The organism is Microbacterium xanthum (genome assembly GCF_034531355.1).
Taxonomy (GTDB): Bacteria; Actinomycetota; Actinomycetes; order Actinomycetales; family Microbacteriaceae; genus Microbacterium; species Microbacterium xanthum.
In genome coordinates, this window is the sequence record NZ_JAWHUE010000001.1 from 1,005,226 (window position 1) to 1,028,652 (window position 23,427).

Consider the following 23,427-nt stretch of genomic DNA (forward strand, 5'->3'; position numbering starts at 1 on the left):
TCGGTGAACCTTCGGGCCGGCAACGCCTCCGCGGTGCTGCTGGTGGTCACCGGTCTTGCCTGCCAGGAGGTCGGCGCGTCGTTCGCCGTTCTGCTGTTCCCCGAGGTCGGACCGCTCGGCATGGTGATGCTGCGGCTCGTGTTCTCGGCACTCCTGCTGTGGCTCATCGCCCGACCGACCCTCCGTGGCCGCACGCGTGAGGGGTGGCGTGCCGTGGTGTGGTTCGGTGTCGTGCTGGCGGTGATGAACGGGCTGTTCTACCTGGCGCTGGAGCGACTGCCCCTCGGGGTAACGGTCACCATCGAGGTGCTCGGGCCCCTGACCCTGTCGATCCTCGCGAGCCGCCGCGCCTCGGCGTGGCTGTGGGCGGCGATCGCACTCGCGGGCGTCGTCGCCCTCGGGGGCGGCGGGTGGGACCGCCTCGACCCGGTCGGCGTGCTGTTCGCCCTGGGCGCCGCCGCGAGCTGGGCGTTCTACATCCTCGCGTCGGCCCGCGTCGGACAGGAGTTCCCGAAGCTCGAAGGGCTGACCCTCGCGATGACCGCCGGTGCGCTCATCGCGCTGCCTTTCGGCATCGCCTCGGCGGGCGCGGCGCTGCTGCGGCCGGAACTCTTGGGTCTCGGCGCGGCCGTGGCCCTGCTGTCCTCGACCATCCCCTACGCTTTCGAGCTCGTCGCGCTGCGGCGTCTTCCCGCCGCGGCCTTCGCGATCCTCATGAGCTTGGCCCCGGCGACCGCCGCGCTCGCCGGCTTCCTCCTCCTCGGCCAGCACCTGTCGTGGCTCGAGGTCGTCGGGATCGGCCTGGTCATCGTGGCGAGCATCGGCGCGGTGCAGTCCTCGCCGCACTCGGATGCGGAGCCCGGGCCCTCCGCCGCCGACGAGCCTGCCGCGGAGGGCCCGCATCCCCCCGCGGACCCCGCCCAGGAGCCCTTCACCGAGCCGCTCGCCTGAGGAATTCACCCGCTCGAAACGGCGGACGCGCTACGGTGGTCTCTCGCTGGGGAAGAAAGCGGAGGACGCGTCTCGATGTCACGGTGGATCCCCACGCACCTGCGTTCTCGCACGAACGCACTCCTCGCCGCCGTCGCACTGGTGGCCGGCGTCGGCGCCGTCTCGGCGCCCGCATCCGCCTCCGAGTCCGGCTGGCTGCACACCGATGGCGCGCGCATCGTCACCGAGGCGGGGGAGACCCACACCATCCGCGCCGTGTCGTGGTTCGGTCTCGAGACAGCGAACTGCGCACCGCACGGGCTGTGGACCATCTCGCTCGACGAAGGCCTTCAGACCATCGCCGAGCTCGGGTTCAACGCGATCCGCCTGCCCTACGCCAACCAGTGCCTCACGGCATCGAGCACGTCATCGATCGACGCGAACGCCAATCCCGACCTCGTGGGGCTCACGCCCCTGCAGGTGATGGATGCGGTCATCGACCGCGCGGGTGCGTACGGGCTCGATGTGATCCTCGACCGGCACCGTCCGACGACCGCCGGGCAGTCTTCGCTCTGGTACACCGCGGAGGTCGATGAGCAGCAGTGGATCGACGACTGGGTGATGCTCGCCGAGCGCTACGCCGACGACCCGACCGTCATCGGTGCCGATCTGCACAACGAACCCCACGACAGCGCGTGCTGGGGATGCGGCGATGCCGGCGTCGACTGGCAGGCCGCGGCGACACGGGCGGGCAACGCCATCCTCGAGGTGAACCCGCACCTGCTCATCATCGTCGAGGGCGTCGGGCGCGATGTCGACGGCAGCTACACGTGGTGGGGCGGGGGCTTGCGCGGTGTCGCCGATGACCCGGTCGTGCTCGACGTCGCCGACCGTGTCGTGTATTCGCCGCACGACTACCCGGCCTCGGTGGCATGGCAGAACTGGTTCGGCGCGTCGGACTACCCGAACAACCTCACCTCGGTGTGGGACACCAATTGGGGCTACATCCAGAAGCAGGGCATCGCCCCGGTGCTGCTGGGCGAGTTCGGGACGAAGCTCGAGACCGGCAGCGACCGGCTGTGGTTCGACGAGATCGTCTCCTATCTCGACGAGAACGACATGAGCTTCGCCTTCTGGTCGTTCAACCCCAACTCGGGCGACACGGGCGGAATCGTCGCCGACGACTGGCGCACACCGCAGGCCGAGAAGGTCGCCGCCCTCGCGCCGTTGCTCGCGGAGAGCGCGGGGCCGGTCCCGACGCCCACCGGTTCGCCCCGTCCGACGGCCAACCCCACGCCGACACCGACCCCCACTCCGACACCGACCCCCACGGCGACCCCCACGGCGACGCCGACCCCGACCCCGACACCGACGGCAAGCCCGACCCCGACGGCAAGCCCGACCCCGACGGCAAGCCCGACCCCGACGGCAAGCCCGACCCCGACGGCAAGCCCGACCCCGAGCCCGGCGGCACTGTCGGGGTCGCTGCAGCCCACGAGCGTCTGGGGACAGGGCTACGTCGCGAACGTCACCGTCACGGCGGCGGCGCACCAGTCCGGGTGGACGGTGTCGTGGACCTCGCCGTCGGCGTCGCGGATCGTCAACGCGTGGGGGATGGACTGCTCACTCGTCGGGAGCACCATCACGTGCGACGGTGCGGGGTGGGCGAAGTCCCTCTCACCGGGGCAGACGATGACCGTGGGCCTCCAGGTGGCCGCGACGGCGGCCCCTTCCGTGACGTCGTTCACCCTCGCGCCGCACTGATCCGCGTCCGCGGTGAGGGCCCGTCCATCCGGGCGGTGACAGCAGGGCGTCGCAGGACGTATGGTGATCTCGGCACCCGCGTGGGGGCCGCGTGGACCGGGACGACGCATCCGCCTCCGCGCTGTCTTTCCTCTTCCCCGGAGTGCCATGATCACCGCTCGCCGATCCCTCCTCGCCGTGACGACCGCGGTCGCGCTCGTGCTCGCCGGCGCGACACCCGGTGCCGTCGCGGCATCCGCTCCCGCGGTCGCGACGTCGACGTCGCCGCCGTTCCGGATGCCGTTGCCGGCTCGCGGCTACAGCGTCACCGCGTTCGACGGGCCGCGCTGCATGCCGACCACGGGTGCGTCGACGATGCACAACGGAGTCGACCTCGCCGCCGCTGGGGGAGCGGCGATCTCATCGATCGCCGCGGGGAAGGTCGTGGCGACCGTGGACGGGACCTCGTCCGTGGCGGGCTACGTCGCGGTGCGCCACACCGCCGGTGGGACCGACTACACGTCGTACTACTACCACGTGTGGAAAGCCGACACCCATGTGAAGGTCGGGCAGACCGTCACCGCCGGGCAGCGCATCGGCAGCGTCGGCACGAGCGGCGCGTCGACCGGGAATCACCTCCACCTCGAGATCCGCCAGGAGACGGCATCCGGCCAGAAGGTCTTGCGTCCGACGGAATTCCTCGCCGCCCGCGGAGTGGACCTGGTCAAGAACGCCAAGGCGGTCACCGCGAGCGCCGCCCCGGCGACCTGCACGTACTGGACGACCGGATCGGTCAACTTCCGCACGGGGCCGGCCACGACCCACGCGATCATCGCGACGCTGGCGAAAGGGACGGCGATGACCCACGTTCCGGGCCAGTCGTCGGGGTCATGGATCCCGGTGAAGATCGGCACCAAGAGCGGATGGATCGCGAACTGGCTGGTGACGCCCACGCGCCCCGCCGCCGTCGCTCCGACGCCGGTGTTCTCCACTCCCACGCCTGTGCCGAGCCCCTCGGCCACCACGACTCCACGCCCGTCCGCCTCGCCGAGCCCCAGCGCCTCTCCGACCCCGACTCCCACCCCGACCCCGACTCCCACCCCGACCCCGACTCCCACGCCGACCCCGACCCCCACCCCGACCCCGACACCGAGCGCGACCCCGAAACCGACGGCGTCGCCGACACCCTCCCCTGCCCCCACGCAACAGGTCGTCTCGAACACGACGTACGCGACGACCGCCGCACTGAACCTGCGGGCCACAGCCTCGCCGAAGGGCGCGGTGCTCGTGGTGATCCCGAAGGGTGGGCGAGTGGGGAAGATCCTCGCGACCTCTGGCGACTGGCGGAAAGTGACCTACGTCGCGGCGACGAAGAAGAGCGTCACCGGCTGGGTGCACCACGGATACCTGAAGAAGGAAGCGGCCGCGGCGGCGACGTACGCGAGCACCGCATCGCTGAACCTGCGGGCCAGCGCGTCGATGTCCGCGAAGGTGGTCGTGGTCATCCCGAAGGGGGCGAACGTGGGCGCTGTGCTCGCGTCATCCGGCGTGTGGCGGAAGGTCACCTACGTGACACCGCAGAAGCGCAGCCACACCGGGTGGGTGCACTCCGCGTACCTCCGTAAGCGCTGACCCCTCACGGCCACCACTCACGCGGCGAGGGTCGCCTCGATGAGGCGCGCGGTCGCGGCGGCACCGTCGGCGCCCTCGTACGCCTCCCGCACCTCGTCGGCCGCCTGTCGGATGCCCGGGTCGGTGAGCACGCGCCGCACGGCATCGAGGAAGCCGGGGGCGCCGGCATCCTTCGGTGAGAGGGCGATCGCGTTGCCGCGGGCGGCGCACGCGCGCACGTGCCAGGTCTGTTCGGGTTGCAGTCCCATCCCGACGAAGGGCACGCCGGTGGCGCAGGCGGTCTGAACGGTGCCCTGGCCGCCGTGGATGACGGCCGCGTCGACGAGCCCACCCAGCCGGTGGGCGGGCAGCAGGTCGGTGACATGGATGTTCGCGGGCACGGTGTCGTCGGGCTGGAGGTAATGGCGGATGGGGGCGACGACGTTCACGGGGAGGGTGCCGAGCGCGCGCGAGGGTGAGGGCGAGGCCCCGGTCGGCCGAGCTTCCGAGGGCGAGGTAGACGAGCGGGGTGTCGTCGCGGGCGAGTTCGTCGACCACCGTCGGGATCGGGGCGTCGATGTGCGCGAAGACCGGTCCGACCCGTTCGAACCCGTCGGGCAGGTCGATCCCCTCCAGATCCCACGGCATCTCGGTGAGCAGATTCCGGTCGGCGGTCAGCAGCGACCCGACGGTGCGCAGCGGCGGTACCCCGTTGGCCTTCGCGACGCGTGTGAACGCCCGGGGTGCGAGGGGTGCGGACGTGTAGATCCACCGGAAGGCGGCGGTCGCCACGCGATCGGCGACGCGAGCCATCGCGCCCTCTCCGGTGACGAAGCCCATGTGCACGGCTGCCGACACCTGCGCATCCGTCAGGGCGTACGGCACGGGGTAGAACAGGGGGATGCCCTCGGCGCGGGCCGAGAGGAACGAGGTGAGATTCGACCCGGTCACCATCGCCCGCGCCCCGGTCTCGCGCACGTGGTGGCGCTCGATCGCCACACGGGCGCTGACCAGTTCGGTGGTGAAGGGGCTCCGGATCGCCCGGCCCTGATCGAACGCGATCGCCTGGTCGCGCTCCTTCTTCGACCACGAGGGGCGGCAGGCGCGGTAGTCGAATCCTGCGTCACGGATGAGGTCGGCGAAGTCGGGTTCGTACCCGAGGAAGACCGGGTCATGGTCAGGATTCAGTGCTCGCGCGACCTGGATCATGCGGGTCGTCTCGGCGAGGTTGAACGTGACCGGGCAGAACAGGACCGTCGCCATGCCGTCACTCTAGCGACCGCTCGAGCGCGCCTTTCGCATCCCTCCTGATACCGTTTCGGAATGCCGAGCCGGGCCGTGGGGCGTCCTCCCGTGCGCGAGACCACGGAGGCGCTGCGGCGCGCCGCCGAGGTCATCATGGAGGACGAGGGCTTCTCTCGCCTCACCGTCGAGGGTCTGGTGAAGGCTGCGGGAACCACGCGTCCGACGTTCTACCGCCGTTACGCGAGCACCGCGCACGTCGCGTTCGATGTCATCGCGCACCGCTTCGGCGACGGCAACCCGGTCGACACGGGACGTCTCGACGGCGACCTCCTGCAACTCCAGCGCGAAGAGGTCGAGATGTTCTCGACGGCCCTGGTCCGCAAGAACCTGCCGGGCCTGCTGGAGGTGGTGCGAACCGACCCCGCGGTGCGAGGGATGTTCCAGAGTCACTTCATCCTTCCCCGCCGCGCGAACGTCGGGGACGTCATCGCCGCCGGCGCGGCGCGCGGAGAGGTCCCTCCCGCATCTCCCGACACGGTCGAGGTCGTGTGCGACCTGCTGCTCGGGCCGATCCTCGCTCGCGCACTCCTGCCGATCGGGCAGCCGGTCGACGACTCCCTCGCCGTCGAGACCACTCGCGTCGCTTTCGCGTATCTGCGGGGCCGGTGCTGAGATCTGTCGCGGATGCGGGGCCCGTGGACGGCCGGTCCCCCCGACACGTCGCCGTCCACGGGCGCGCGGCGGGGTGAGGCCCGCCGGCAGGCGCCGGCGCGCAAGGCGTCGACGCAGGTTCGTCATTACGAACTCCTGTGTAACGTAACACGTTTGGAGCCCTACGCGATCGTCGCGAGATCCGGCGCGGTGACCTCATCGAGGAAGTTCCCCGAGAGGACGAATCGCTCCACCTCGGCCGTGACATGCACGCCCATGCGCCGAAGCTCGTTGCCCAGCGATCCCGCCACGTGGGGCGTCAGTGTGACGCCGGAGAGGCCGAAGAGCGCATGCCCCGGCGGAAGGGGCTCCGGGTCGGTCACGTCGAGGATGGCGCGCAGGCGGCCGGGCCGGATCTCGTCCACCAACGCGTCCGTGTCGACGAGCGTGCCGCGTGCGGTGTTGATCAGCACACCGTCGTCTCGGAGGAGCGCGAGTTCTGCTCGGCCGATCATGTGGTGGGTCTCCGGCAGTGCCGGCGCATGAAGACTGACGATGTCGGCGCGGCGCATCAGATCCTCGAGTGAAGCCGGAGTGGCTCCCAGCCGGCGGCACTCGTCGTTCGAGACAGAGGGGTCATAGAGCAGGCAGGACATGTCGAAAGGCTGCAACAGCTCGATCACGCGGCGGCCGACACGTGACGCGCCGACGATGCCGATCACCGACCCGAAGCCACCGAACGATCCGAGTGGGCGAGCCGACTGCCAGTCCTCGGTGTGCGAGAACGTGCGTGCGGAATCGAGGATTCGCTTACTGCTGAGCAGGATCATCGCGAGGGTGTACTCCGCCACCGGATAAGCATTCGCCTGCGCCGCACTGGCGACACGGATGCCCCGATCCCACATCTCCGGCGTGACCAGACGCTTCACCGATCCAGCCGCGTGAACGATGGCTCGCAGTCTCGGCCAGTGCTGCAGCATCGCGTGATCGAAGCGCGGTGCGCCCCACCCCGTGATGAGGACCTCGACCTCTCGCGACGTCGCGGCGTTCCATGCGTTCTCCCGCGTGGCGACGGAGGAGTCGAGATCGACCACGCGCCCCAGACGGCTGAGGGTGACCTCATCGAAGAGATCGGAGAAGAGCTGCGGGGAACCTGCCGCGAACATCGCGCGCGGACGGCTCACGCTGCCACCGCCCCCTCCGCAGGGACGTGATCCACCGCGCCGTCCCGCCACTCCACGACGATGGTCTGACCTGTCATCCAGATGCGAGTGACGGTGGGCGCGTCATCTGTATCTCCGCTGAGCGTCACCGTCGCGGCGACGACTTCTCCGGCGAGGACGACTCTGCTGTGAGCCCACGGCGTGGCCGAGCATTCGTCGAACGCGTTCGCGCTCGACGACAGCCGCACGCCGCCGTCGATGATCCGCCGCGCTCCGATCAGGCTGCTGCAGAGTCCGTCGGACCGTCGTGCCGAGGTGGAAGCGGGATCGATCTCGGTCCCGCGACTGACAGGCAGCGCCCACCCGGTCATCGCGACGCGCCATGGTCCCGGGTCAGCGGGCCAGGCGTCGTCGGCATCATCATCAGCCGCAGGGAAGGGGAGGGGTGAAACGGGGTTCCACCAGGCGAGGCGGAGCTCCGCTGCACCGTGCACGATCGAGGCGGTGGTGAGCGTCGGGCCGCTGCGCTCGCCGGCCCATGTCTCCACATGCGGCGTGCGCTGCGAGCCCGGCAGGTCGAGCCAGTGCACCCGCGAGCGCGAGACCGCGATGCGGTCCGAGAGGTGTACCCGCTCCACGCGGCCCCGGTGAGATGGTTCGCCGTTCCGATCGAGGAGCGCGGTATGCGACTCCCGGGGTGTGGCGATTCCCTCGGCCGTGAGATCTGGTGAGGTCACGTTCGAATACCCCATGCGTTGATAGAGCGGACGATCTGCGCGCGCTGGTCCCCCCGGCCGTCGATCGCCATCGGTGCCGTGATTGATGACGCGGACCACACCGTCGCCGGGTGTGTTGACGACGATCCATCCCGGCGCGTGAAACGCCCGTTGCGCGAGGCCGGGGGGTTCGACGGCAGACGCCTCCGCTGTCCACTCCGGGTGGTCTGGTGGGAGAAGAAGGCCCACGAACGCCTTACTCGCCCAGTACGGCGAACCCGACCCGGAGTAGCCCTGCCGAAGGGGGAGGAACTCGCCGTGCCACCCGATCCGAAGCAGGCCCCGCTCATCGAACGCACCGTGCGCGCGAAAGTAGCCGAGAACGTTGTCTGCCAGGCGCCTGGTCGCGCCGACCGAGAGCGGGCCCCCGCCGGCGAGGGATGCTGCCCAGAAGGGCGCGAGCAGGGCGAAGCGGTAGGTCAGCGAACGCCCCTGGAACACCGGCGCGCCGTCAGACCCGATCAGGTCGATCGCCTGCCCGACATACGCTGCCAGCCGCTCCCGATGGGCGAGCGAGAGCTCCCGCCCGCGAATGCGCGAGTCCAGCAACGGATACAGATGCCATGCCCACCCCGCGTAGTAGTCGAAGTTCTGGCGCCGACCCGCTGGGCTGGCGCCGTCGGAGTACCAGCCTTCCCCGACGTAGAGATCCTCACGAATCTGCTCGTTCCGGTCGAGGTCGGCCTGGCTCCACGGACCGCCGACGGTCGCGAGAAAATGCTCGATGACCGTCTGGAACCACGTCCAGTTGTTCGTGTAGCCGTCGGTGCCGACCACGCCGGCGAGGTAATCGATCGTGCGTTCCTGAACGGCGGCGTCCAAGCGGTCCCACAGCCACGGCCTGGTCTCGTGCAGTGCGATGGCGATCGATGCGGCCTCCACCACCGATTGACGTCGCTCCTCGATTGTGGGCCAGCGCTCCGGGTGGGCAGGATTCACACCCGCGGCAAGGCCTGCGGCGTAGCGTTCCAGCAGACCGGCGGGGTCGTCCCCCTCGGACCCTCCGACCCGGAAGCCTGCGGCGAGGAACGTTCGGGCGTATCCCTCGTGTGCGGTGCTGCGCCGACCCGAAACGCTCCGTGGCCCGGGGATGTCGATCAGTGCGCCGGATGGCGAGGCAAAGCGCAGCGCGGCAGTGACCATGTCGTCCGCCGCCCGTTGCCATCCCGCGCGGGGGGTGAGGGGCTGACCGGCCTCGGAGGAGGTCGATCGGGCACTGCGGGCCGCGGTGTCGGGCGTCATCGTCACGCTTCGATCGTCCGCTAGGCTCTGGTGCCCATCGGTATGAACGGACAAATCCGATCATCCTGAACAGCGGTGTTCCCTGCGTCGAAGGAGCGGTCATGGCCGGTCACAGTCCGTTGCCGCGTACGCGGCATGAGCTCATCCTGCGCCATATCGAACTGCGCGGATCGGTCAACGCCGCGGCGGTCGCCGAGGAGCTCAACGTGTCTCAAGTCACGATCCGTCGTGACATCGCCGAGCTCGAGGCCCAGGGGCGGTTGGTGCGGGTGCACGGCGGGGCGATCCCGCCGGGTGCGCCCGCGGCGCCTCAGGCTGCGCGCCTGAACATCGGTGTGGTGGTGCCCAGCACCGTGGGCCACTTCCCTGTGATCGTCCGGGGGATGGACGCCGCTTCGCACGCGCGCCGAGCTCGAGTGGTCCTGGCGACATCGCGCTACCGCGCAGCGATCGAGAATCAGCAGGTTGAGCGCCTCCTCCACGCCGGCGTCGACGGACTGATCGTGGCACCCACGATGCGCGAACGTTCTGAGGAGGATCTCGCGGCATGGGCGACTCGCCTGCCGGTTCCGGTGGTGTTCCTCGAAAGGCGCCTGCAATCGACGAGCCTTGCCGCCTTCGACAGCGCCCGCAGCGACCACGCCCGAGGCGCCGCCCTCGCAGTGGAGCACTTCGCCGGTTCGGGTCACCGCGCCGTGGGGCTTGCCACCTTCGCGCGTACGCCGACCGCGCCGCTCGTGATGGAGGGCTACACGCGTGCCGTCGAGCGCCTGGGCCTCGCGCCGGCACCGTATCGGGCGTTGCCGCAGGCTCACGAAGACGACGACGGGCGTCTCGACATCGAGCTCTCGGGTTTCCTCGACGACTGCCTTGCGGCGGGTGTGCGCGCAGCGCTCGTGCACAGCGATGTCCATGCGGCACGGATGCTCGAAGTGGCCGCGGATCGCGGAATTCGTGTGCCGGACGACGTCGCCATCATCGCCTACGACGACGACATCGCGTCCATGGCGATGGTGCCGATGACGGCCGTCACCTCACCGCGACGAGATCTGGGATACGAGGTGATGCGGATTGTGACGGAACGTATCTCGGAACGCGCATCCCAGGCGGCGCGGAGTGCACCCCGGAATGTGACCATGCTGCCGCAACTGACCATTCGTCGGTCGTGCGGCGCCAGCACCTGATCGCTTTTGTCCGTAACGGTCAGGTCGATCACGCCCTCGACCTACAGTCTCGGTGTCGGCCCCGGAGTCTGCGGAGGTCGAGCAATGAGGCAACGAGCAAGGAGGCTCCGATGACATCTCGGCCCACGATCACCGCACGGCCGCGGAAGCGCATGGTCGCAGCAGGATCACTCTTCACCGCCGCCGCGCTGGCGGCGATCACCGGATGTGCCGCGGCGGAGGGGGGCACCGCGCAGACAGCGGATCCCGACGCGGAGGTCACGCTGAATTTCGCGTGGTGGGGCGACGCGAGTCGCGCTGACCGCTACGAGGCGGCGATCGACCTATGGGAGGAACGCAACCCCAACGTCACCATCCAGACCAGCTACGCGGGTTCGAGCGACTACTGGACGGCACGCAACACCGAAGCCGCCAGCAGGTCGCTGCCAGACGTGTTCCAGATGGACCTGGCCTACCTGGCCGAGTACGGCGGGTTCGAGCACGCCCTTCCCCTCGACGACTACCTCGGGGATGTCATCGACACCAGTGCTATCGACCCGGCTCTCATCGAGGCCGGTGCCTACAACGACAAGATCTACGGCTTGACCTCGAGCAGCGGCACGCTGGGCATGATGTTGAACAAGCCGCTGCTCGACGAGCTCGGCGTCGCTGCGCCCGAGGGGCAGGTGACGTGGGACGAGTACGACGAGCTGATGGCGGAGGTCGCCGCCGCGGGGGCGGCGAGTGATCCGGCGGTGTATGGCGCGACCGACTACACCCAGGACATCTGGCTCTTCCAGATCTGGCTGGGTCAGCAGGGGCTGAGCTTCATCGATGAGGACGGCATCGGGTTCGACGCCGAGGACCTGGCCGCGTGGTGGAGCCGCAGCGCGCCGATCCACGAGAGCGGCGGCGCCATGCCGATGCAGCGACAGTCGCAGCTGGAAGGAGTCGATGCCATCGGCTCCGAGGAGGTGGCCACCGGGATCAGCTGGGCGCACTTCCTTCCGCGCTTCTCCGAAGGCCCGGCGACGCCGGAACTGACCCTGGCTCCCGTGCCCTTCGACGATGCGGACAACACCGGCATGTTCCTCAAGCCCGGCCTCATGCTCTCGATCGGTGCCAACAGTGAGCATCCCGCCCACGCCGCCGAGTTCATCGACTTCTTGGTCAACGACCCGGAGGTGGGAACGATCTTCGGCATGTCACGTGGCGTGCCGGCCTCGACGACAGCCGCCGACGGCATCGAGGCGAACGCCATCGACCAGGAGATCCTCGACTATCACGCCGAGATCGAGCCCCTTCTCAACGGAACCCTGCCGCCGGCCGCGCGCGGGTTCGGCACGCAGCAGCAGGTCTTCATCACCCTCGCTCAGGAGGTTGCGTACGGCTCGGTCTCGCCGGACGAGGCCGCCGAGCGCTGGTTCGCAGAAGCCGAGTCGGCGATGGGGTGATCGCCTCGTGTGGGGTGGCGCCGGCCGCGACCCCACACGAGCCGTCCTCCCACTCTTCCATTCCTCTGAGGAGAATCCGCGTGAGCATCCAGACCGTCCCCCCTCCCGCCGTCCCGGAAGCGGCTCCGCCGCCGCCACCGCCCGCCCCGGTCCGACGCAGACGACGTCGGTGGGAGGACATCCGTGCCGGGTACGTCTTCCTGGCGCCGTGGCTGATCGGATTCGTTCTGCTGACCGCCGGACCGATGGTCGCTTCGCTCTACCTGGCCTTCACCGACTACAACCTGTTCACCGCGCCCCAGTGGGTCGGCTTCGACAACTTCGTCCGTCTCTGGAATGACCCCGACTACCTCAAGGCGTGGCAGGTCACCGCCGTCTACGTGTTGGTGGGTACGCCGCTGAAGCTCGCGTCGGCGCTCGGCGTGGCGCTCATCCTGAACGCGGCCTTTCGGGGGACCGGTTTCTACCGGTCGGCGTTCTATCTCCCTTCGCTGGTCGGGGCCTCGGTGTCGATCGCCGTTGTCTGGAAAGCGATGTTCATCGATGACGGTCCGGTCGACACCTATCAGCAGTTCTTCGGCTTCCCGCCCGGGGGATGGGTCGGCGACCCCGACAAGACGATGCCGATGCTGATCCTTCTGGCGGTCTGGCAGTTCGGCGCGCCGATGGTGATCTTCCTGGCCGGCCTCAAGCAGGTGCCCCAGGAGCTCTATGAAGCGGCAGCGGTGGACGGGGCCGGCCCCATCCGGAAGTTCCGCGCCATCACCGTGCCGATGCTGTCGCCGGTGATCTTCTTCAATCTGTTGCTGGAGACCATCAACGCGTTCCAGGTGTTCGGGTCGGCGTTCATCATCTCGGGTGGCACCGGCGGTCCTGCCCGGTCGACGCTCTTCTACACCCTCTACCTCTACTTCCGCGGGTTCCGCGACTTCCAAATGGGGTACGCCTCGGCGATGGCCTGGGTACTCGTGCTGGTGATCGCGGTGATCACCGTGATCTTCTTCCGCAGCTCGAAATTCTGGGTCCACTACGCAGGAGATGAAGGACGATGAGCGCAACGCAACTGCTGGTCACGGCCAAGAGAACACGTGTGCGGCGGCCTTGGACGCGCAAGGAGGTGACCTTCCACGTGATCGTCCTGGCGATCCTGGCCGTGATCCTCTACCCGGTGGCCTGGATGGTCTTCTCGACGTTCAAACCGTCGGCGCAGATCGTCGGCAATGCCGAACTGCTCCCGCGTGAGGTCACCCTCGAGAACTACGCCACGGCGTTGAGCGGAATCGGCGGAGTGTCGTTCTGGACGTTCTTTCAGAACTCGACCCTTCTCGCCGTCCTGTCCGTCATCGGTGTCGTGGGGTCATCGGCCCTTGCTGCGTACGCTTTCGCACGCATCACCTTCCCCGGCAGGGACGTCTACTTCGCCATCATGATCGGAACGCTGCTTCTGCCGTTCCACGTCGTGATCATCCCGCAGTACATCATCTTCAACGAACTCGGGCTCGTGAACACCTTCACCCCGTTGCTGGTCGGCAAGTTCCTCGCGACCGAGGCGTTCTTCGTCTTCTTGATGGTGCAGTTCATGCGGGGTTTGCCAAGGGAGCTGGACGAAGCCGCGCGCATCGACGGTGCCGGCCACTATCGAACCTTCTGGGCGATCATGCTCCCGCTTCTGAAGCCGGCTCTGGTGACCAGTGCGATCTTCACCTTCATCTGGACCTGGAACGACTTCCTCGGTCCCTTGTTGTATCTGAAGGACCCGGACCTGTACACGCTGCCGATCGCTTTGCGCCTGTTCGTCGATCAGACCTCGTCGGTGGACTACGGCGCGCAGATGGCGATGGCGGTCCTCGCGCTCATCCCGGTGTTCCTGTTCTTCCTGATCTTCCAGCGCTACCTGGTTGGAGGAGTGGCGACACAAGGGTTGAAGGGCTGAGCATGAGCGACTTCTCATCGGCACCCGCCTCTCGCGGGTCGAGAGCGCGGCCCCGGATCGCCCATCTCATGACCAGCCGCGGACTGGCGCTGTTCTCCGAGACGATCGTGGTCAGTCTCGCGGTGGGGGTCCTCTCGTTGCCGGGCGTCACGGCTCTGCCTGCGGTCGCGGCGGGCGCGGCGCATGTGCACCGTCATGTCCGTGGGGAGTCGGACACGCTCCTCGAGCTCGGGCGGGACTTCCTTCGCGCGCTGCGCGGAGGGTGGGTCTGGGGGCTCCTCGCCGCGGTGGTGTACGCGGGCATCTCGATCACGGTGTCGAGTCCGATGACGTCGGCCATTCCCGGCGGTGAGGTGTTCCGATGGGGGTCGCTCGCGTTGGGTGCGCTCATCGCCCTCGTGCTGCTGCGTGCCGCAGCGAGGTGGCGGTTCGGTGTGACCTGGGCAGGTCTGATCAGGCTGGCCGGTGAGCAGACCGTGCGCGATCCGGCCGGGTCTTCACTTCTGCTATTGGCGCTCGGGTTGGCGTACGTGATCGTGTGGATGTTCGCGCCGCTTGTCGTGCTCGTTCCGGGACTGCTGATCTTCGCGGCGTGCGCTGTGGCGACACGCGCTGAGTGAGGTGAGGTCGCACAGTCGTGCCTCGGCCCTCGCCGGGAACACCGTACTGTCCGCTGTCGGCCGGCGTGAGCGGCCGCAGGACTGATCTCTTCCGGCCGACTTCTTCCGGAGGAGCGCCTCCCTTCCGTCGGGCAGCTCGCACGGGACTTGGCGGTTGCCCCGGGAACGGTCGCCAGGGCCTACCGCTCGCTGGAGTCCGATGGGTTTGTCACCGCGCGACCCGGCGGTGTGACGCGTGTGAGTCCGCACGCGAGTCCTGCGAGTGCGCGCGTACTCAGCGCTGCGCGTACCTTCTCGGCGGAGTGCGCTCGAGTAGATCTGTCAGCTGATGACACAGTGCGTCTTCTGCGGGCCATGTGGGGCAGCTGACCGCCAACTTGCGGAGTTCGAAATTACTGGCGGCGGCTGCGGACGGCATCTCGTGGCGCAACGGGGTTCGCTCGAAACAGGCACTGTTCAGACGCATGTCCGCCATGCGAGAGTGGGCGCGGAGGTGCGAGTGCGCGCAGCGAGTGAAAGAGACACGGAGCATGCGGTCGACAGAGTCCCGGGAGCCGCGATCCTTCGACGTGTTCGGCGGATGCTCTACGCGGCTGTCGGATCCGCGATCGCCTATTCGGTCTTCACCGTGGGGAGTAAGGGGGGTTGTCTCGGAGTTGTCTCCGAGACGGGCTTCCTCGACGAGAACGGCGTCGCCACGGACGTCAATCCCACGTGTGTCACCCTGACACTCGGGCCCAGCCCGCTGGTGTACGTGGCGTTCGGCGCGGTCGTGTTCGTTGCCATCGGGCGCGTGCTGACCCGCGCTGACAGCGAGAGTGTGGCCTTCCGCATCCTGGACCGCGCCTCGTTCGTCATCGTCATCGCGGCCGCGGCGGCGATCGTCGTTTCACACGTTTGGTTCGGGCTCATCCCCCTCGACGGGATCGGCGGGACCGGGACGTATCTCTGGCCCTTCCCGTTCGCGAGCGGCGACGTGCAGACAGGCTCGATGACCGGTCCGTGACAAGCACGCATCGGCGACCTCCCGCTGAATCCATCGTGGAGGTGCTGGGGTGGACACTGACCGTGGGGCGATGGAGTGACGCGTAGATATGCACGGGCAAGTGCCATGGTGGGGTCGCTGACGCTCGGGGCATGCGCGCCGGACTCCGCGCCTGCTCCCGACCAGTCGGCGAGTAGTTAATGGGCGAACCAGCCGAACGATGCCGTCCCAGTCCGAACTAGCTTTGGAAAATCCAACCTAGCTTTGGAACGGGCAAATGGAGGGGATGACGGGAATCGAACCCGCGCTGTCTGCTTGGGAAGCAGAAGTTCTACCATTGAACTACATCCCCGCAAGCGGAAAACCGCAGCATCCGACAGCATACAAGGTCTGCGTCGATGCGCGGTGCGCGGATCGCTAGGCTGATGCCGTGCTGCTTTCCGATCGCGATATCCGCGCAGAAGTCCAGGCCGAACGCATCGGGATCGCGCCGTGGGATGCGCAGATGGTGCAGCCCTCGAGTGTGGATGTGCGCCTCGACCGCTACTTCCGGCTGTTCGACAACCACAAGTACCCCTTCATCGATCCGGCCGAGGACCAGCCCGACCTCACGCACCTCATCGAGGTCGATCCCGAGGAGCCGTTCATTCTGCACCCGGGCGAGTTCGCGTTGGGATCGACGTTCGAGCAGGTCACGCTGCCGGACGACGTCGCGGCGCGCCTGGAGGGCAAGTCATCCCTCGGCCGCCTGGGCCTTCTCACCCACTCGACGGCCGGGTTCATCGACCCCGGATTCTCGGGGCACGTGACGCTCGAGCTGTCGAACGTCGCCACCCTCCCGATCAAGCTGTGGCCGGGCATGAAGATCGGGCAGCTGTGCTTCTTCCGGCTGTCGTCGCCGACCGAGAACCCCTACGGATCGGGCCCCTACGCCAACCGCTACCAGGGCCAGCGCGGCCCCACCGCTTCGCGTTCCTTCCGCAACTTCCACCGCAGCGACGTCGGCGTGACCGACGCCGGCGCCGCCGGGAAGTGAGAAAACTCTTCCCCTCCGGATGAGAATCCTCTAACGTAGGGGACGTCGGGAATCGGAGGCGACGGAGTCGTCGCTTTCATGCACCACCGATACCCGGGGTTTCACCCCGCGGTCGCCGCGTCGTCGGGGGGCACAGCGGTGACCGCGGGATGCCCCGTCAAACGACGTCGATCGCCTCGATGTCGTACAACACCGTCGTGTCCGGGAACACCGCCGGATGCGCGATCCCGGCGAACCGAAGCGTCCGCCCGCTGAACACCGCACCGGAACCGGACGCGAGCCGCTCGGCCGTGACGGCCGAGTGCGCGGCCGTGTCGCCCGCCCCGGTCCCCCACCACGGCGGCGGCAGCATCCCGCCCAGCTCACCCGCCGGCAGCACCGGCCGCACCCGATACCGGCGCCCGGCATCCAACCCCCGCAGACGTACCCGTCCGTACATGCTCGTCATCGGCCGCTCGACGGACGCGATCGCGAACAGGCCCCGCGCGCGGTCGGCGCTGACGACGCCGTGGCCGAACAGGGTCTCGTCACCGGTGTCGAGGCGCACGACATCGCCGGTGTGCAGCAGATCGCGCCACCGCTTGTAGAACGCCACCCACGCGCCGAGCTGCGCGAACTCGTCTGCCGGGGCGGCCCGCAGGTCCCACTCGATGCCGAGGTGGCCGAACACGGCGGTGGATGCGCGGTATGCCAGAGAATGCCCCCGTCCGGTCGTGTGCGAGACACCCGACGCGATGTGCGCGCCCATCAGTTCCGGCGGCAACAACTGCTGGGTCCACCGGTGCATGAGCTGGCGCTCGTGAGGGTCGATGCAGTCCGAGGTCCATACCCGGTCGGTGCGCTCGATCACCTCGAGGTCGACCCGCCCGCCGCCCGAGGAACACGATTCGATCTCCAGTCCCGGGAACGACTCCTTCAGCTCGTCTACGAGCCGGTAGAAGGCGAGCGTCTGGGCGTGCACGGCCGGTCGGCCGTCGGCGCGGTCGGCCGCCTCGACGAGGTCCCGGTTGTGGTCCCACTTGATGTACGAGATGTCGTACTCACGCAAGATCGCGACCATGGCATCCCGGATGTAGTCGTAGCAGGCGGGGATCGCCAGGTTCAGCACCTGCTGGTTGCGGCTCGGAACGGGAAGACGATCGCGGTCGGCGCTCATGATCCACTCCGGGTGCGCGCGCGCGACATCCGAGTCGACGTTCACCATCTCGGGTTCGAACCACAGGCCGAACTGCATGCCGAGACCCGTGACGTGATCGACGAGCGGGCCGAGTCCATCCGGCCACACCTCCGCCGAGACCTGCCAGTCGCCGAGTCCGGAGGTGTCATCGCGCCGCGAGCCGAACCACCCGTCGTCCAGCACGTACCGCTCGACGCCGATCTCGGCCGCCCGGTCGGCGAGGTCGATCAGGCCCGGCAACGAGTGGTCGAAGTACACCGCCTCCCACACGTTCAGCGTGACCGGGCGCGGGGAGGCGGGATGCTGGTCGCGCGCCCGCAGGTGACGATGGAAACGCCCGGCGAGCTCGTCGAGTCCGTCCCCGTACGCGCCGTACAGCCACGGGGAGGTGTACGACTGGCCGGCTCCGAGGACGACCTCGCCGGGAAGGAGCAGCTCGCCGCCGCCGATGACCTGCTCGCCGCTGAAGACCCGCTCGGCGTAGTGCACGTGATTGCCGCTCCACGCCGTGTGCACGGCCCACACCTCTCCACCGGCGAAGTCGAAGCCCGGCACTCCCGCGTGCAGCAGGTAGGCCGAGTCGGCGCCGGTGCGCCCGCGTCGGTTCTCGCGGAGGTGCGTGCCGACCCCCAGGTCGGTGCGCTGCGGGGTGCGTTCGCGCGCCCAACGGCCCGCGAAATCGAGCACCTCTCGCGCGACCGTGGGGATCGGGAGCGCGAGCGTGAGCGCATCGAGGGCGTAGTCGTCGTCTCCGAGGTTGGTCACGTCGGCGCGTGTGCGCACGAGTCCTGCGGGCAGCATCTCCACTCGCAGCGTCAGACCCAACCCGGCGCCCGCGTCCTCGGCGCGCACGATCAGCGTGCCGGCGGCGGCATCCGTGTGCCCGGCGCCGAGGGGCGCGTCGTCGAGGAGGCGCTCGATCACCCGGAACCGCGGTGACCATGCCGTGCCCTTGCGGGAGCCGGACAGTCCGGGACGCCCCGGCCATCCGGTCCACCCCTCGGGCACGATCCCGACCCGGACCGGTTCGTCGGCCTGGTTCTGGCCCACCGGATCGATGCCCGCATCGACGAGGGCCGCCGCCTCACCCGCCGTGAGGGGGCCGAGGTCGGCGCCCCAGTGCGCCACGGCGGGGAGGAGATCCTCGGAGAGGTCGAGGATCAGTGCGACGCCGGCGGCACGAAGCGACACGGTGCGGCGAACGGGTGCGGGGGTGGATGCGGTCACGAAGGGCCTTTCGATGAGCGGTCGGACGCGGTCGACGGGGGAGTGAGAGGACAGCCGCACGACTCGCGGAGGACGAGCTCGACGGGGAACACGTGGTGACGGGTGGTGGTGCCGGGGCGGGCGTCGACGCTTCCGGTCAGGAGATCGAGCGCGAGGTCGGCCATCTCGCCCACCGGCTGACGCGCCGAGGTCAGGGCCGGCCAGGAGTATTCCCCCGCGCGGGTGCCGTCGAAGCTCACCAGCGGGCAGTCCCGTGGAATGTCGATGCCGCCCTCGAGCAGGGCGCGGAGCACCCCCACCGCCTGCGCGTCGGAGCTGACGAAGAGCGCGTCGGGGAGCATCCCGGTCTCGAGGAGGCGCCGCGCCGCGCGGTAGCCGCCGGCAGCGCTCCACGCCTCGACGGCGAGGGGGCCCTCGCTCGCCTCGTGCGCGGCGAGGGCTTCCCGCCAGCCGACGACGCGCGGATCGGGGCTGGCGAGACCATCTGGGCCGATCACCAAGCCGATGCGGCGGCGATCATGCATCTGTATGAGATGGGAGACCGCGGCGTGCGCGCCGGCGGCGGCATCCGGGCCGATCGTGTGCCGCCCGGGCACCGGACCCGCGCAGTCCAGAAGCACGGTCGGTGGATCGCGCGGATCCAGGGGAACCCGGTCGCGCCATCGGTCACCCGAGCTCATGAGGAGCAGGCCGTCGACTTGCCGGTCGGCCAGTTCGGCGACGAGGCGATGCTCGGTGTCGGCGTCTCCGTGCGACTCGGCGACGACGAGGTGGTACCCGCGGGCGGAGGCGGCGCGCTCGAGGGACTGCGCAAGCTCGGCGAAGAAGGGATTCAGGGTGTCCTGCAGCACCAGGCCGAGGGTGCGGGTGGTGCCGAGGTTCAGGGCGCGGGCGGTGAAATTGGGGCGGTATCCGAGATCGGCCATCACCGCTCGCACGCGCTCGGCGGTCTCCGGCGCGACCGGGCGCGGCCCGTCGTTCATGACGTAGCTGACCACGGCCGTGCTGACGCCCGCCGCGCGCGCCACGTCTGCGCGGGTCACGCGGCGTGCGCGACCCGCATCGTCGCGCATGTCGTCCGCCGGCGTGGTCATGCACCGCAGTCTACGCGGGTAGACCCCTACCCCGCCACGGCATCGCACCCCGCCCTGCGTCGCCCGCGAAGTCGGAGGATCGCGCGTATGTCGGAGGATTTGGCGGCGATCCTCCGACATACGGCCGAATCTCCGACATCGGGTGGAGGTTCGGGGTGGAGGTGCGGGGTGCAGGTGCGGGCGGAGGTGCGGGGCGGGGGCGGGGATGGGCGGGTCAGGTGGCGGGGGTGCAGCGCGGGTCGTGGGGTCCGAAGCCGTGATGACGGTTGTCGCCGTCGCCGTCGCCGTCGCCGCGCTCGGCTCGACCGGCGCCCGGGTGGCCGAAGCCGTGGCGGCCGAATCGGCGTCGACCGCCGCGTGGGGGAGCGTCGGGGTCGCCGCCGAGCGCGCGGGTCATCGCGTCGAGGTTGCGCATCGTCGTGTCGAAAGCGTCCTGGCCGACCGCATCGACGGCTCGTCTGCGCACGGTGTCGCGGATCTCCTCGAGGCGCAGCCGGGCCGCGCGGCCGTCATCGGTGAGCGCCCACGTGCCCGTGCCGGTGTCGTCGATCCATCCGCGGGCAGCGAGGTGGCGCAGGCGCCGGGTCCGTCCGGGACCGCGGTGCGGTGGACGCGAGGCGTCATCCGGCGAGTCGAGGGCGGTCAGCAGCATCAGGTCGCGACGGTCGACGCCTTCTTCGGCGAAGCGGGTGTCGATCTCGGTGGCCAGAGCGCACTCGAGGGCGTGGAGGCGGCGCACGATCTGGCGTTGGTTCTGTGAAGTGTCCATGGTGACTCCTGTATTACATGTCATGTAGCAAGTAGATGCATGGTGACATGTGTCCTGTCTTCATGTCAAGAGACATGTAAGTTCGAAGGATGTCCGAGCCCCGAGCAGACGACCCCGCTGCCGCCATCGCCGGCGCCCTCGCGCGGCTGCGCGGACGCCGCGTGCCCCGTCCGCCGTGGGAAGGCGGGCGGCATCCGCACGGCAAACCCGGCGTCGGCGAGCGCGGGCGGCCCGAGTGGCCCGGGGCGCGCCCGTTCGGAGGCCCGCACGGTGGGGCGCGTTTCGGCGGACCCGCGCGCGTGCGCATGCTCGACGTGCTCGCCGGTGCGTCCGATCCGCTGAGCGTCAGCGAGCTGGCCGAGCGCATCGGCGTCGACCAGCCACGGGCCTCGCGACTGGTGCAGCAGGGCGTGCAGGCGGGGATGGTCCGTCGCGAGGCCGACCCCGACGACGCTCGGCGCACCCGCATCGCCTTGACCGATGACGGGGCGGCGATCGCCCGCAGCGTCCGCGGCGAGCGTACGGATGCGGTGCGCACGGCCCTCGCGGACTTCACCGACGCCGAGCGGGCGGAGCTCGCGCGGCTGCTCGGCAAGCTCGCCGACGCGTGGCCGGACGCCGAGGGAAACCCACGAGCATAGCGAGCCGCCGCGTCCGGTGGCGACGGCTACCGGTGATTCCGCCTCGGTCGATACCGTGGAGCGGTGAGCGACAACGAGACGAAGAACGAACCCGCCGTCGACCCACCCGGATCCCCGAAGGAGGTCGCCCCCGCCGGGACCGACCCCGCGGAGCGGGTGATCTCCACCCCCACCCTCGCGACCGGCCGCGGCGTGCAACCGTGGGTGTTCTGGCCCGCCGCCGGGGTCGTGCTCGTCTTCAGCGCCTTCGCCATCCTCGCGCCGAGCGCGGCCGAAGCGCTGTTCGCCGGCATCCAGGACACGATCGTGGATGCGTTCAGCTGGTACTACGTGCTGATCGCGGCGATCTTCGTGGCGATCGCGATCATGTTCGGCTTCTCACGCTTCGGTGACATCAAGCTCGGACGGGACGACGACGAACCGGAGTTCTCGGTCGGCGCCTGGTTCTCGCTGCTGTTCGCGGCCGGAATGGGCATCGGCCTGGTCTTCTACGGCGTCAGCGAACCGCTCAGCCACTTCGTCTCCCCGCGGCCCGGCGTCACCGGAGAGGAGCCGGCGCTGGCGCAGGCAGCTCTCACGCAGACCTACCTGCACTGGGGTGTCACGGCCTGGTCGATCTACGTCATCGTCGGACTCAGCCTCGCCTACGCCATCCACCGTCGCGGGCGGCCCATCTCCATCCGCTGGACCCTCGAGCCGGTCCTCGGCAAGAAGCGCGTCGAGGGCCCCTGGGGCCACGCGATCGATGTCGTCGCGCTCGCCGGCACCGTCTTCGGCGTCGCCACCTCCCTCGGCCTCGGCGTGCTCCAGATCAGCGCCGGACTGGATGCGGCCGGGCTTGCCGAGCCGACCGAGGGCCTGCAAGTGCTCATCATCGGCGTCATCACCGTGTGCGTGCTCGCCTCGGTGCTCTCCGGCGTCACGCGCGGCATGAAGTGGCTGTCCTCCACGAACCTCGTGCTGGCCGGCCTTCTGCTGCTCTACATCCTGATCTTCGGTCAGACCGAGTACCTGCTGCGCGAGTGGGTGCAGTCGATCGGCTCCTACATCCAGAACTTCGTCGGACTCTCCTTCACCGTCAGCGCCTTCCAGGGCGAGGCGGGCGAAGCCTGGCAGTCGTCGTGGACGTCGTTCTACTGGGGCTGGTGGATCTCGTGGGCCCCCTTCGTCGGGATCTTCATCGCCCGCGTCTCGCGAGGCCGTACCGTGCGTCAGTTCGTCCTCGGCGTGATCGGTGTGCCGACCTTGCTCGGAATCCTCTGGTTCGCGGTGCTCGGCGGATCGGCGCTGTACCTCGAGATGAACCAGCCGGGTTCGATGACCCTCCCGGACGGCTCGGTCAACATCGAGGGTGCGATCTTCCAGCTGCTGGGGTTCTTCCCCGGCACAACGCTGCTCACGATCGGGGTGATGGTGCTCGTGGCGGTCTTCTTCATCACCTCGAGCGACTCGGGCGCCCTCGTGATGGGCATGATCGCCACCGGCGGCAACCAGGAGCCGGCGAAGTGGATCCGCACCTTCTTCACGCTGGTCACCGCGCTCCTGGCGATTTCGCTGCTGCTCACCGGCGGCCTCACCGCGTTGCAGACGGCGGCGATCACGATCGCCTTGCCCTTCAGCGTCGTGATGCTCCTCATCTGCTGGGCCACGATCGTCGCGTTCCAGCGGGAGCGCCGCGCGTACGACCACGCGCAGCGCGCGGCATTCGTGGAGCGCATCGGCGACTACTACGGCCTCGATGTCGAAGAGCCCGACCAGCGGGGCGTGCGATGGCCGAGGCTCCCCAAATGGATGCACCGCCGCTCGGCTGACGGCGACGGTGACGGGACCGGCAACGGTCGCGGGGAATCGCCCGCGCAGCGCGTCGACCCGTCCGTCACCCAGATCGAGGCGTCCCGCAGCGACGTGGGGGCCCACCCGCCCGAGTGATCACCGCGCCCTGAAGCACCCGCGGAAGCAGGCCGTCG

General features: G+C 69.2%; 20 protein-coding genes and 1 tRNA gene. 14 read left to right on the forward strand and 7 right to left on the reverse strand.

The window, feature by feature from the left end:
• The first annotated feature begins 3 nt into the window (after window positions 1–3).
• The 3 genes from RZO50_RS04840 (at window position 4) to RZO50_RS04850 (ending at window position 4,305) form a co-directional block, all read left to right on the forward strand.
• Window positions 4–951 carry an EamA family transporter gene (locus RZO50_RS04840; RefSeq protein ID WP_322598542.1) on the forward strand — a complete coding sequence of 316 codons (948 nt, stop codon included), beginning with the start codon at window positions 4–6 and terminating at the stop codon, window positions 949–951.
• Window positions 952–1,026: 75 nt separating this feature from the next.
• On the forward strand, window positions 1,027–2,694 hold the full coding sequence (locus RZO50_RS04845; protein WP_322598543.1) for a cellulase family glycosylhydrolase: 1,668 nt from the start codon (window positions 1,027–1,029) through the stop codon (window positions 2,692–2,694).
• Window positions 2,695–2,841: 147 nt separating this feature from the next.
• Complete coding sequence (locus RZO50_RS04850) at window positions 2,842–4,305, forward strand: SH3 domain-containing protein (RefSeq protein ID WP_322598544.1); 1,464 nt, start codon at window positions 2,842–2,844, stop codon at window positions 4,303–4,305.
• A gap of 17 nt (window positions 4,306–4,322) precedes the next feature.
• On the opposite strand, the gene RZO50_RS04855 is transcribed toward RZO50_RS04850, so the two are convergent.
• On the reverse strand, window positions 4,323–4,946 hold the full coding sequence (locus tag RZO50_RS04855; RefSeq protein WP_322598752.1) for a glycosyltransferase: 624 nt from the start codon (window positions 4,944–4,946) through the stop codon (window positions 4,323–4,325).
• 661 nt (window positions 4,947–5,607) lie between these two features.
• Between RZO50_RS04855 and RZO50_RS04860 the strand changes: the two genes are divergently transcribed.
• Window positions 5,608–6,201, forward strand: coding sequence for a TetR/AcrR family transcriptional regulator (locus tag RZO50_RS04860; protein ID WP_322598545.1), 594 nt, complete (start codon window positions 5,608–5,610; stop codon window positions 6,199–6,201).
• Window positions 6,202–6,362: 161 nt separating this feature from the next.
• Here RZO50_RS04860 and RZO50_RS04865 read toward each other — a convergent pair whose 3' ends face one another.
• Both RZO50_RS04865 and RZO50_RS04870 read right to left on the reverse strand, forming a co-directional pair.
• Window positions 6,363–7,364 (reverse strand): hydroxyacid dehydrogenase, encoded by a 1,002-nt coding sequence (locus tag RZO50_RS04865; protein WP_322598546.1) that lies wholly within the window; start codon window positions 7,362–7,364, stop codon window positions 6,363–6,365.
• Entirely contained in the window at window positions 7,361–9,361 is a 2,001-nt protein-coding gene (locus tag RZO50_RS04870) for a DUF2264 domain-containing protein (protein WP_322598753.1), read from the reverse strand. The genes RZO50_RS04865 and RZO50_RS04870 overlap by 4 nt, the downstream gene beginning before the upstream one ends.
• A 101-nt stretch (window positions 9,362–9,462) precedes the next feature.
• Between RZO50_RS04870 and RZO50_RS04875 the strand changes: the two genes are divergently transcribed.
• The 7 genes from RZO50_RS04875 to RZO50_RS04905 all read left to right on the forward strand — a co-directional run bounded on the left by RZO50_RS04875 (window position 9,463) and on the right by RZO50_RS04905 (window position 15,537).
• Entirely contained in the window at window positions 9,463–10,545 is a 1,083-nt protein-coding gene (locus RZO50_RS04875) for a substrate-binding domain-containing protein (protein WP_322598547.1), read from the forward strand.
• A 110-nt stretch (window positions 10,546–10,655) separates the two neighbouring features.
• Window positions 10,656–11,978 carry an ABC transporter substrate-binding protein gene (locus RZO50_RS04880; RefSeq protein ID WP_322598548.1) on the forward strand — a complete coding sequence of 441 codons (1,323 nt, stop codon included), beginning with the start codon at window positions 10,656–10,658 and terminating at the stop codon, window positions 11,976–11,978.
• Between the two features lie 179 nt (window positions 11,979–12,157).
• Complete coding sequence (locus RZO50_RS04885) at window positions 12,158–13,030, forward strand: carbohydrate ABC transporter permease (protein ID WP_322598754.1); 873 nt, start codon at window positions 12,158–12,160, stop codon at window positions 13,028–13,030.
• Entirely contained in the window at window positions 13,027–13,911 is an 885-nt protein-coding gene (locus RZO50_RS04890) for a carbohydrate ABC transporter permease (RefSeq protein WP_322598549.1), read from the forward strand. Before RZO50_RS04885 ends, RZO50_RS04890 begins: the two co-directional genes overlap by 4 nt.
• A 68-nt stretch (window positions 13,912–13,979) precedes the next feature.
• On the forward strand, window positions 13,980–14,531 hold the full coding sequence (locus tag RZO50_RS04895; RefSeq protein ID WP_322598550.1) for a hypothetical protein: 552 nt from the start codon (window positions 13,980–13,982) through the stop codon (window positions 14,529–14,531).
• Window positions 14,532–14,615: 84 nt separating this feature from the next.
• Window positions 14,616–14,900, forward strand: a complete 285-nt coding sequence (locus tag RZO50_RS04900; RefSeq protein ID WP_322598755.1) for a GntR family transcriptional regulator — start codon at window positions 14,616–14,618, stop codon at window positions 14,898–14,900.
• Window positions 14,901–15,111: 211 nt separating this feature from the next.
• Entirely contained in the window at window positions 15,112–15,537 is a 426-nt protein-coding gene (locus RZO50_RS04905) for a hypothetical protein (RefSeq protein WP_322598551.1), read from the forward strand.
• Window positions 15,538–15,794: 257 nt separating this feature from the next.
• Here the strand turns inward: RZO50_RS04905 and RZO50_RS04910 are convergent.
• Window positions 15,795–15,868: transfer RNA gene (locus RZO50_RS04910), tRNA-Gly, on the reverse strand.
• Between the two features lie 78 nt (window positions 15,869–15,946).
• Here RZO50_RS04910 and dcd point away from each other — a divergent pair.
• The gene (gene dcd / locus RZO50_RS04915) at window positions 15,947–16,552 is read left to right on the forward strand and encodes a dCTP deaminase (RefSeq protein WP_322598552.1); all 606 of its coding nucleotides are present in this window, start codon (window positions 15,947–15,949) and stop codon (window positions 16,550–16,552) included.
• Between the two features lie 157 nt (window positions 16,553–16,709).
• Here the strand turns inward: dcd and RZO50_RS04920 are convergent, their stop codons facing one another.
• The 3 genes from RZO50_RS04920 to RZO50_RS04930 form a co-directional block, all read right to left on the reverse strand.
• Window positions 16,710–18,956, reverse strand: coding sequence for an alpha-galactosidase (locus RZO50_RS04920; protein WP_322598553.1), 2,247 nt, complete (start codon window positions 18,954–18,956; stop codon window positions 16,710–16,712).
• Window positions 18,953–20,050, reverse strand: a complete 1,098-nt coding sequence (locus RZO50_RS04925; RefSeq protein ID WP_322598554.1) for a LacI family DNA-binding transcriptional regulator — start codon at window positions 20,048–20,050, stop codon at window positions 18,953–18,955. Before RZO50_RS04925 ends, RZO50_RS04920 begins: the two co-directional genes overlap by 4 nt.
• A gap of 214 nt (window positions 20,051–20,264) precedes the next feature.
• Window positions 20,265–20,819, reverse strand: a complete 555-nt coding sequence (locus RZO50_RS04930) for a helix-turn-helix domain-containing protein (protein WP_322598555.1) — start codon at window positions 20,817–20,819, stop codon at window positions 20,265–20,267.
• An 89-nt stretch (window positions 20,820–20,908) separates the two neighbouring features.
• Between RZO50_RS04930 and RZO50_RS04935 the strand changes: the two genes are divergently transcribed.
• Entirely contained in the window at window positions 20,909–21,460 is a 552-nt protein-coding gene (locus RZO50_RS04935; protein WP_322598556.1) for a MarR family winged helix-turn-helix transcriptional regulator, read from the forward strand.
• Between the two features lie 156 nt (window positions 21,461–21,616).
• Window positions 21,617–23,389, forward strand: a complete 1,773-nt coding sequence (locus tag RZO50_RS04940) for a BCCT family transporter (RefSeq protein ID WP_322598756.1) — start codon at window positions 21,617–21,619, stop codon at window positions 23,387–23,389.
• Window positions 23,390–23,427 lie beyond the last annotated feature (38 nt).

Excerpts from the sequence above, each read along its gene's own strand:
- RZO50_RS04845 (WP_322598543.1), top strand. The coding sequence starts at position 1,027 with ATGTCACGGTGGATCCCCACGCACCTGCGTTCTCGCACGAACGCACTC.
- RZO50_RS04930 (WP_322598555.1), bottom strand. The coding sequence starts at position 20,819 with ATGGACACTTCACAGAACCAACGCCAGATCGTGCGCCGCCTCCACGCC.
- RZO50_RS04870 (WP_322598753.1), bottom strand. The coding sequence starts at position 9,361 with ATGACGCCCGACACCGCGGCCCGCAGTGCCCGATCGACCTCCTCCGAG.
- RZO50_RS04880 (WP_322598548.1), top strand. The coding sequence starts at position 10,656 with ATGACATCTCGGCCCACGATCACCGCACGGCCGCGGAAGCGCATGGTC.
- RZO50_RS04875 (WP_322598547.1), top strand. The coding sequence starts at position 9,463 with ATGGCCGGTCACAGTCCGTTGCCGCGTACGCGGCATGAGCTCATCCTG.
- RZO50_RS04925 (WP_322598554.1), bottom strand. The coding sequence starts at position 20,050 with ATGACCACGCCGGCGGACGACATGCGCGACGATGCGGGTCGCGCACGC.
- RZO50_RS04860 (WP_322598545.1), top strand. The coding sequence starts at position 5,608 with ATGCCGAGCCGGGCCGTGGGGCGTCCTCCCGTGCGCGAGACCACGGAG.
- RZO50_RS04850 (WP_322598544.1), top strand. The coding sequence starts at position 2,842 with ATGATCACCGCTCGCCGATCCCTCCTCGCCGTGACGACCGCGGTCGCG.
- RZO50_RS04890 (WP_322598549.1), top strand. The coding sequence starts at position 13,027 with ATGAGCGCAACGCAACTGCTGGTCACGGCCAAGAGAACACGTGTGCGG.
- RZO50_RS04905 (WP_322598551.1), top strand. The coding sequence starts at position 15,112 with ATGCTCTACGCGGCTGTCGGATCCGCGATCGCCTATTCGGTCTTCACC.
- RZO50_RS04895 (WP_322598550.1), top strand. The coding sequence starts at position 13,980 with ATGACCAGCCGCGGACTGGCGCTGTTCTCCGAGACGATCGTGGTCAGT.
- RZO50_RS04935 (WP_322598556.1), top strand. The coding sequence starts at position 20,909 with ATGTCCGAGCCCCGAGCAGACGACCCCGCTGCCGCCATCGCCGGCGCC.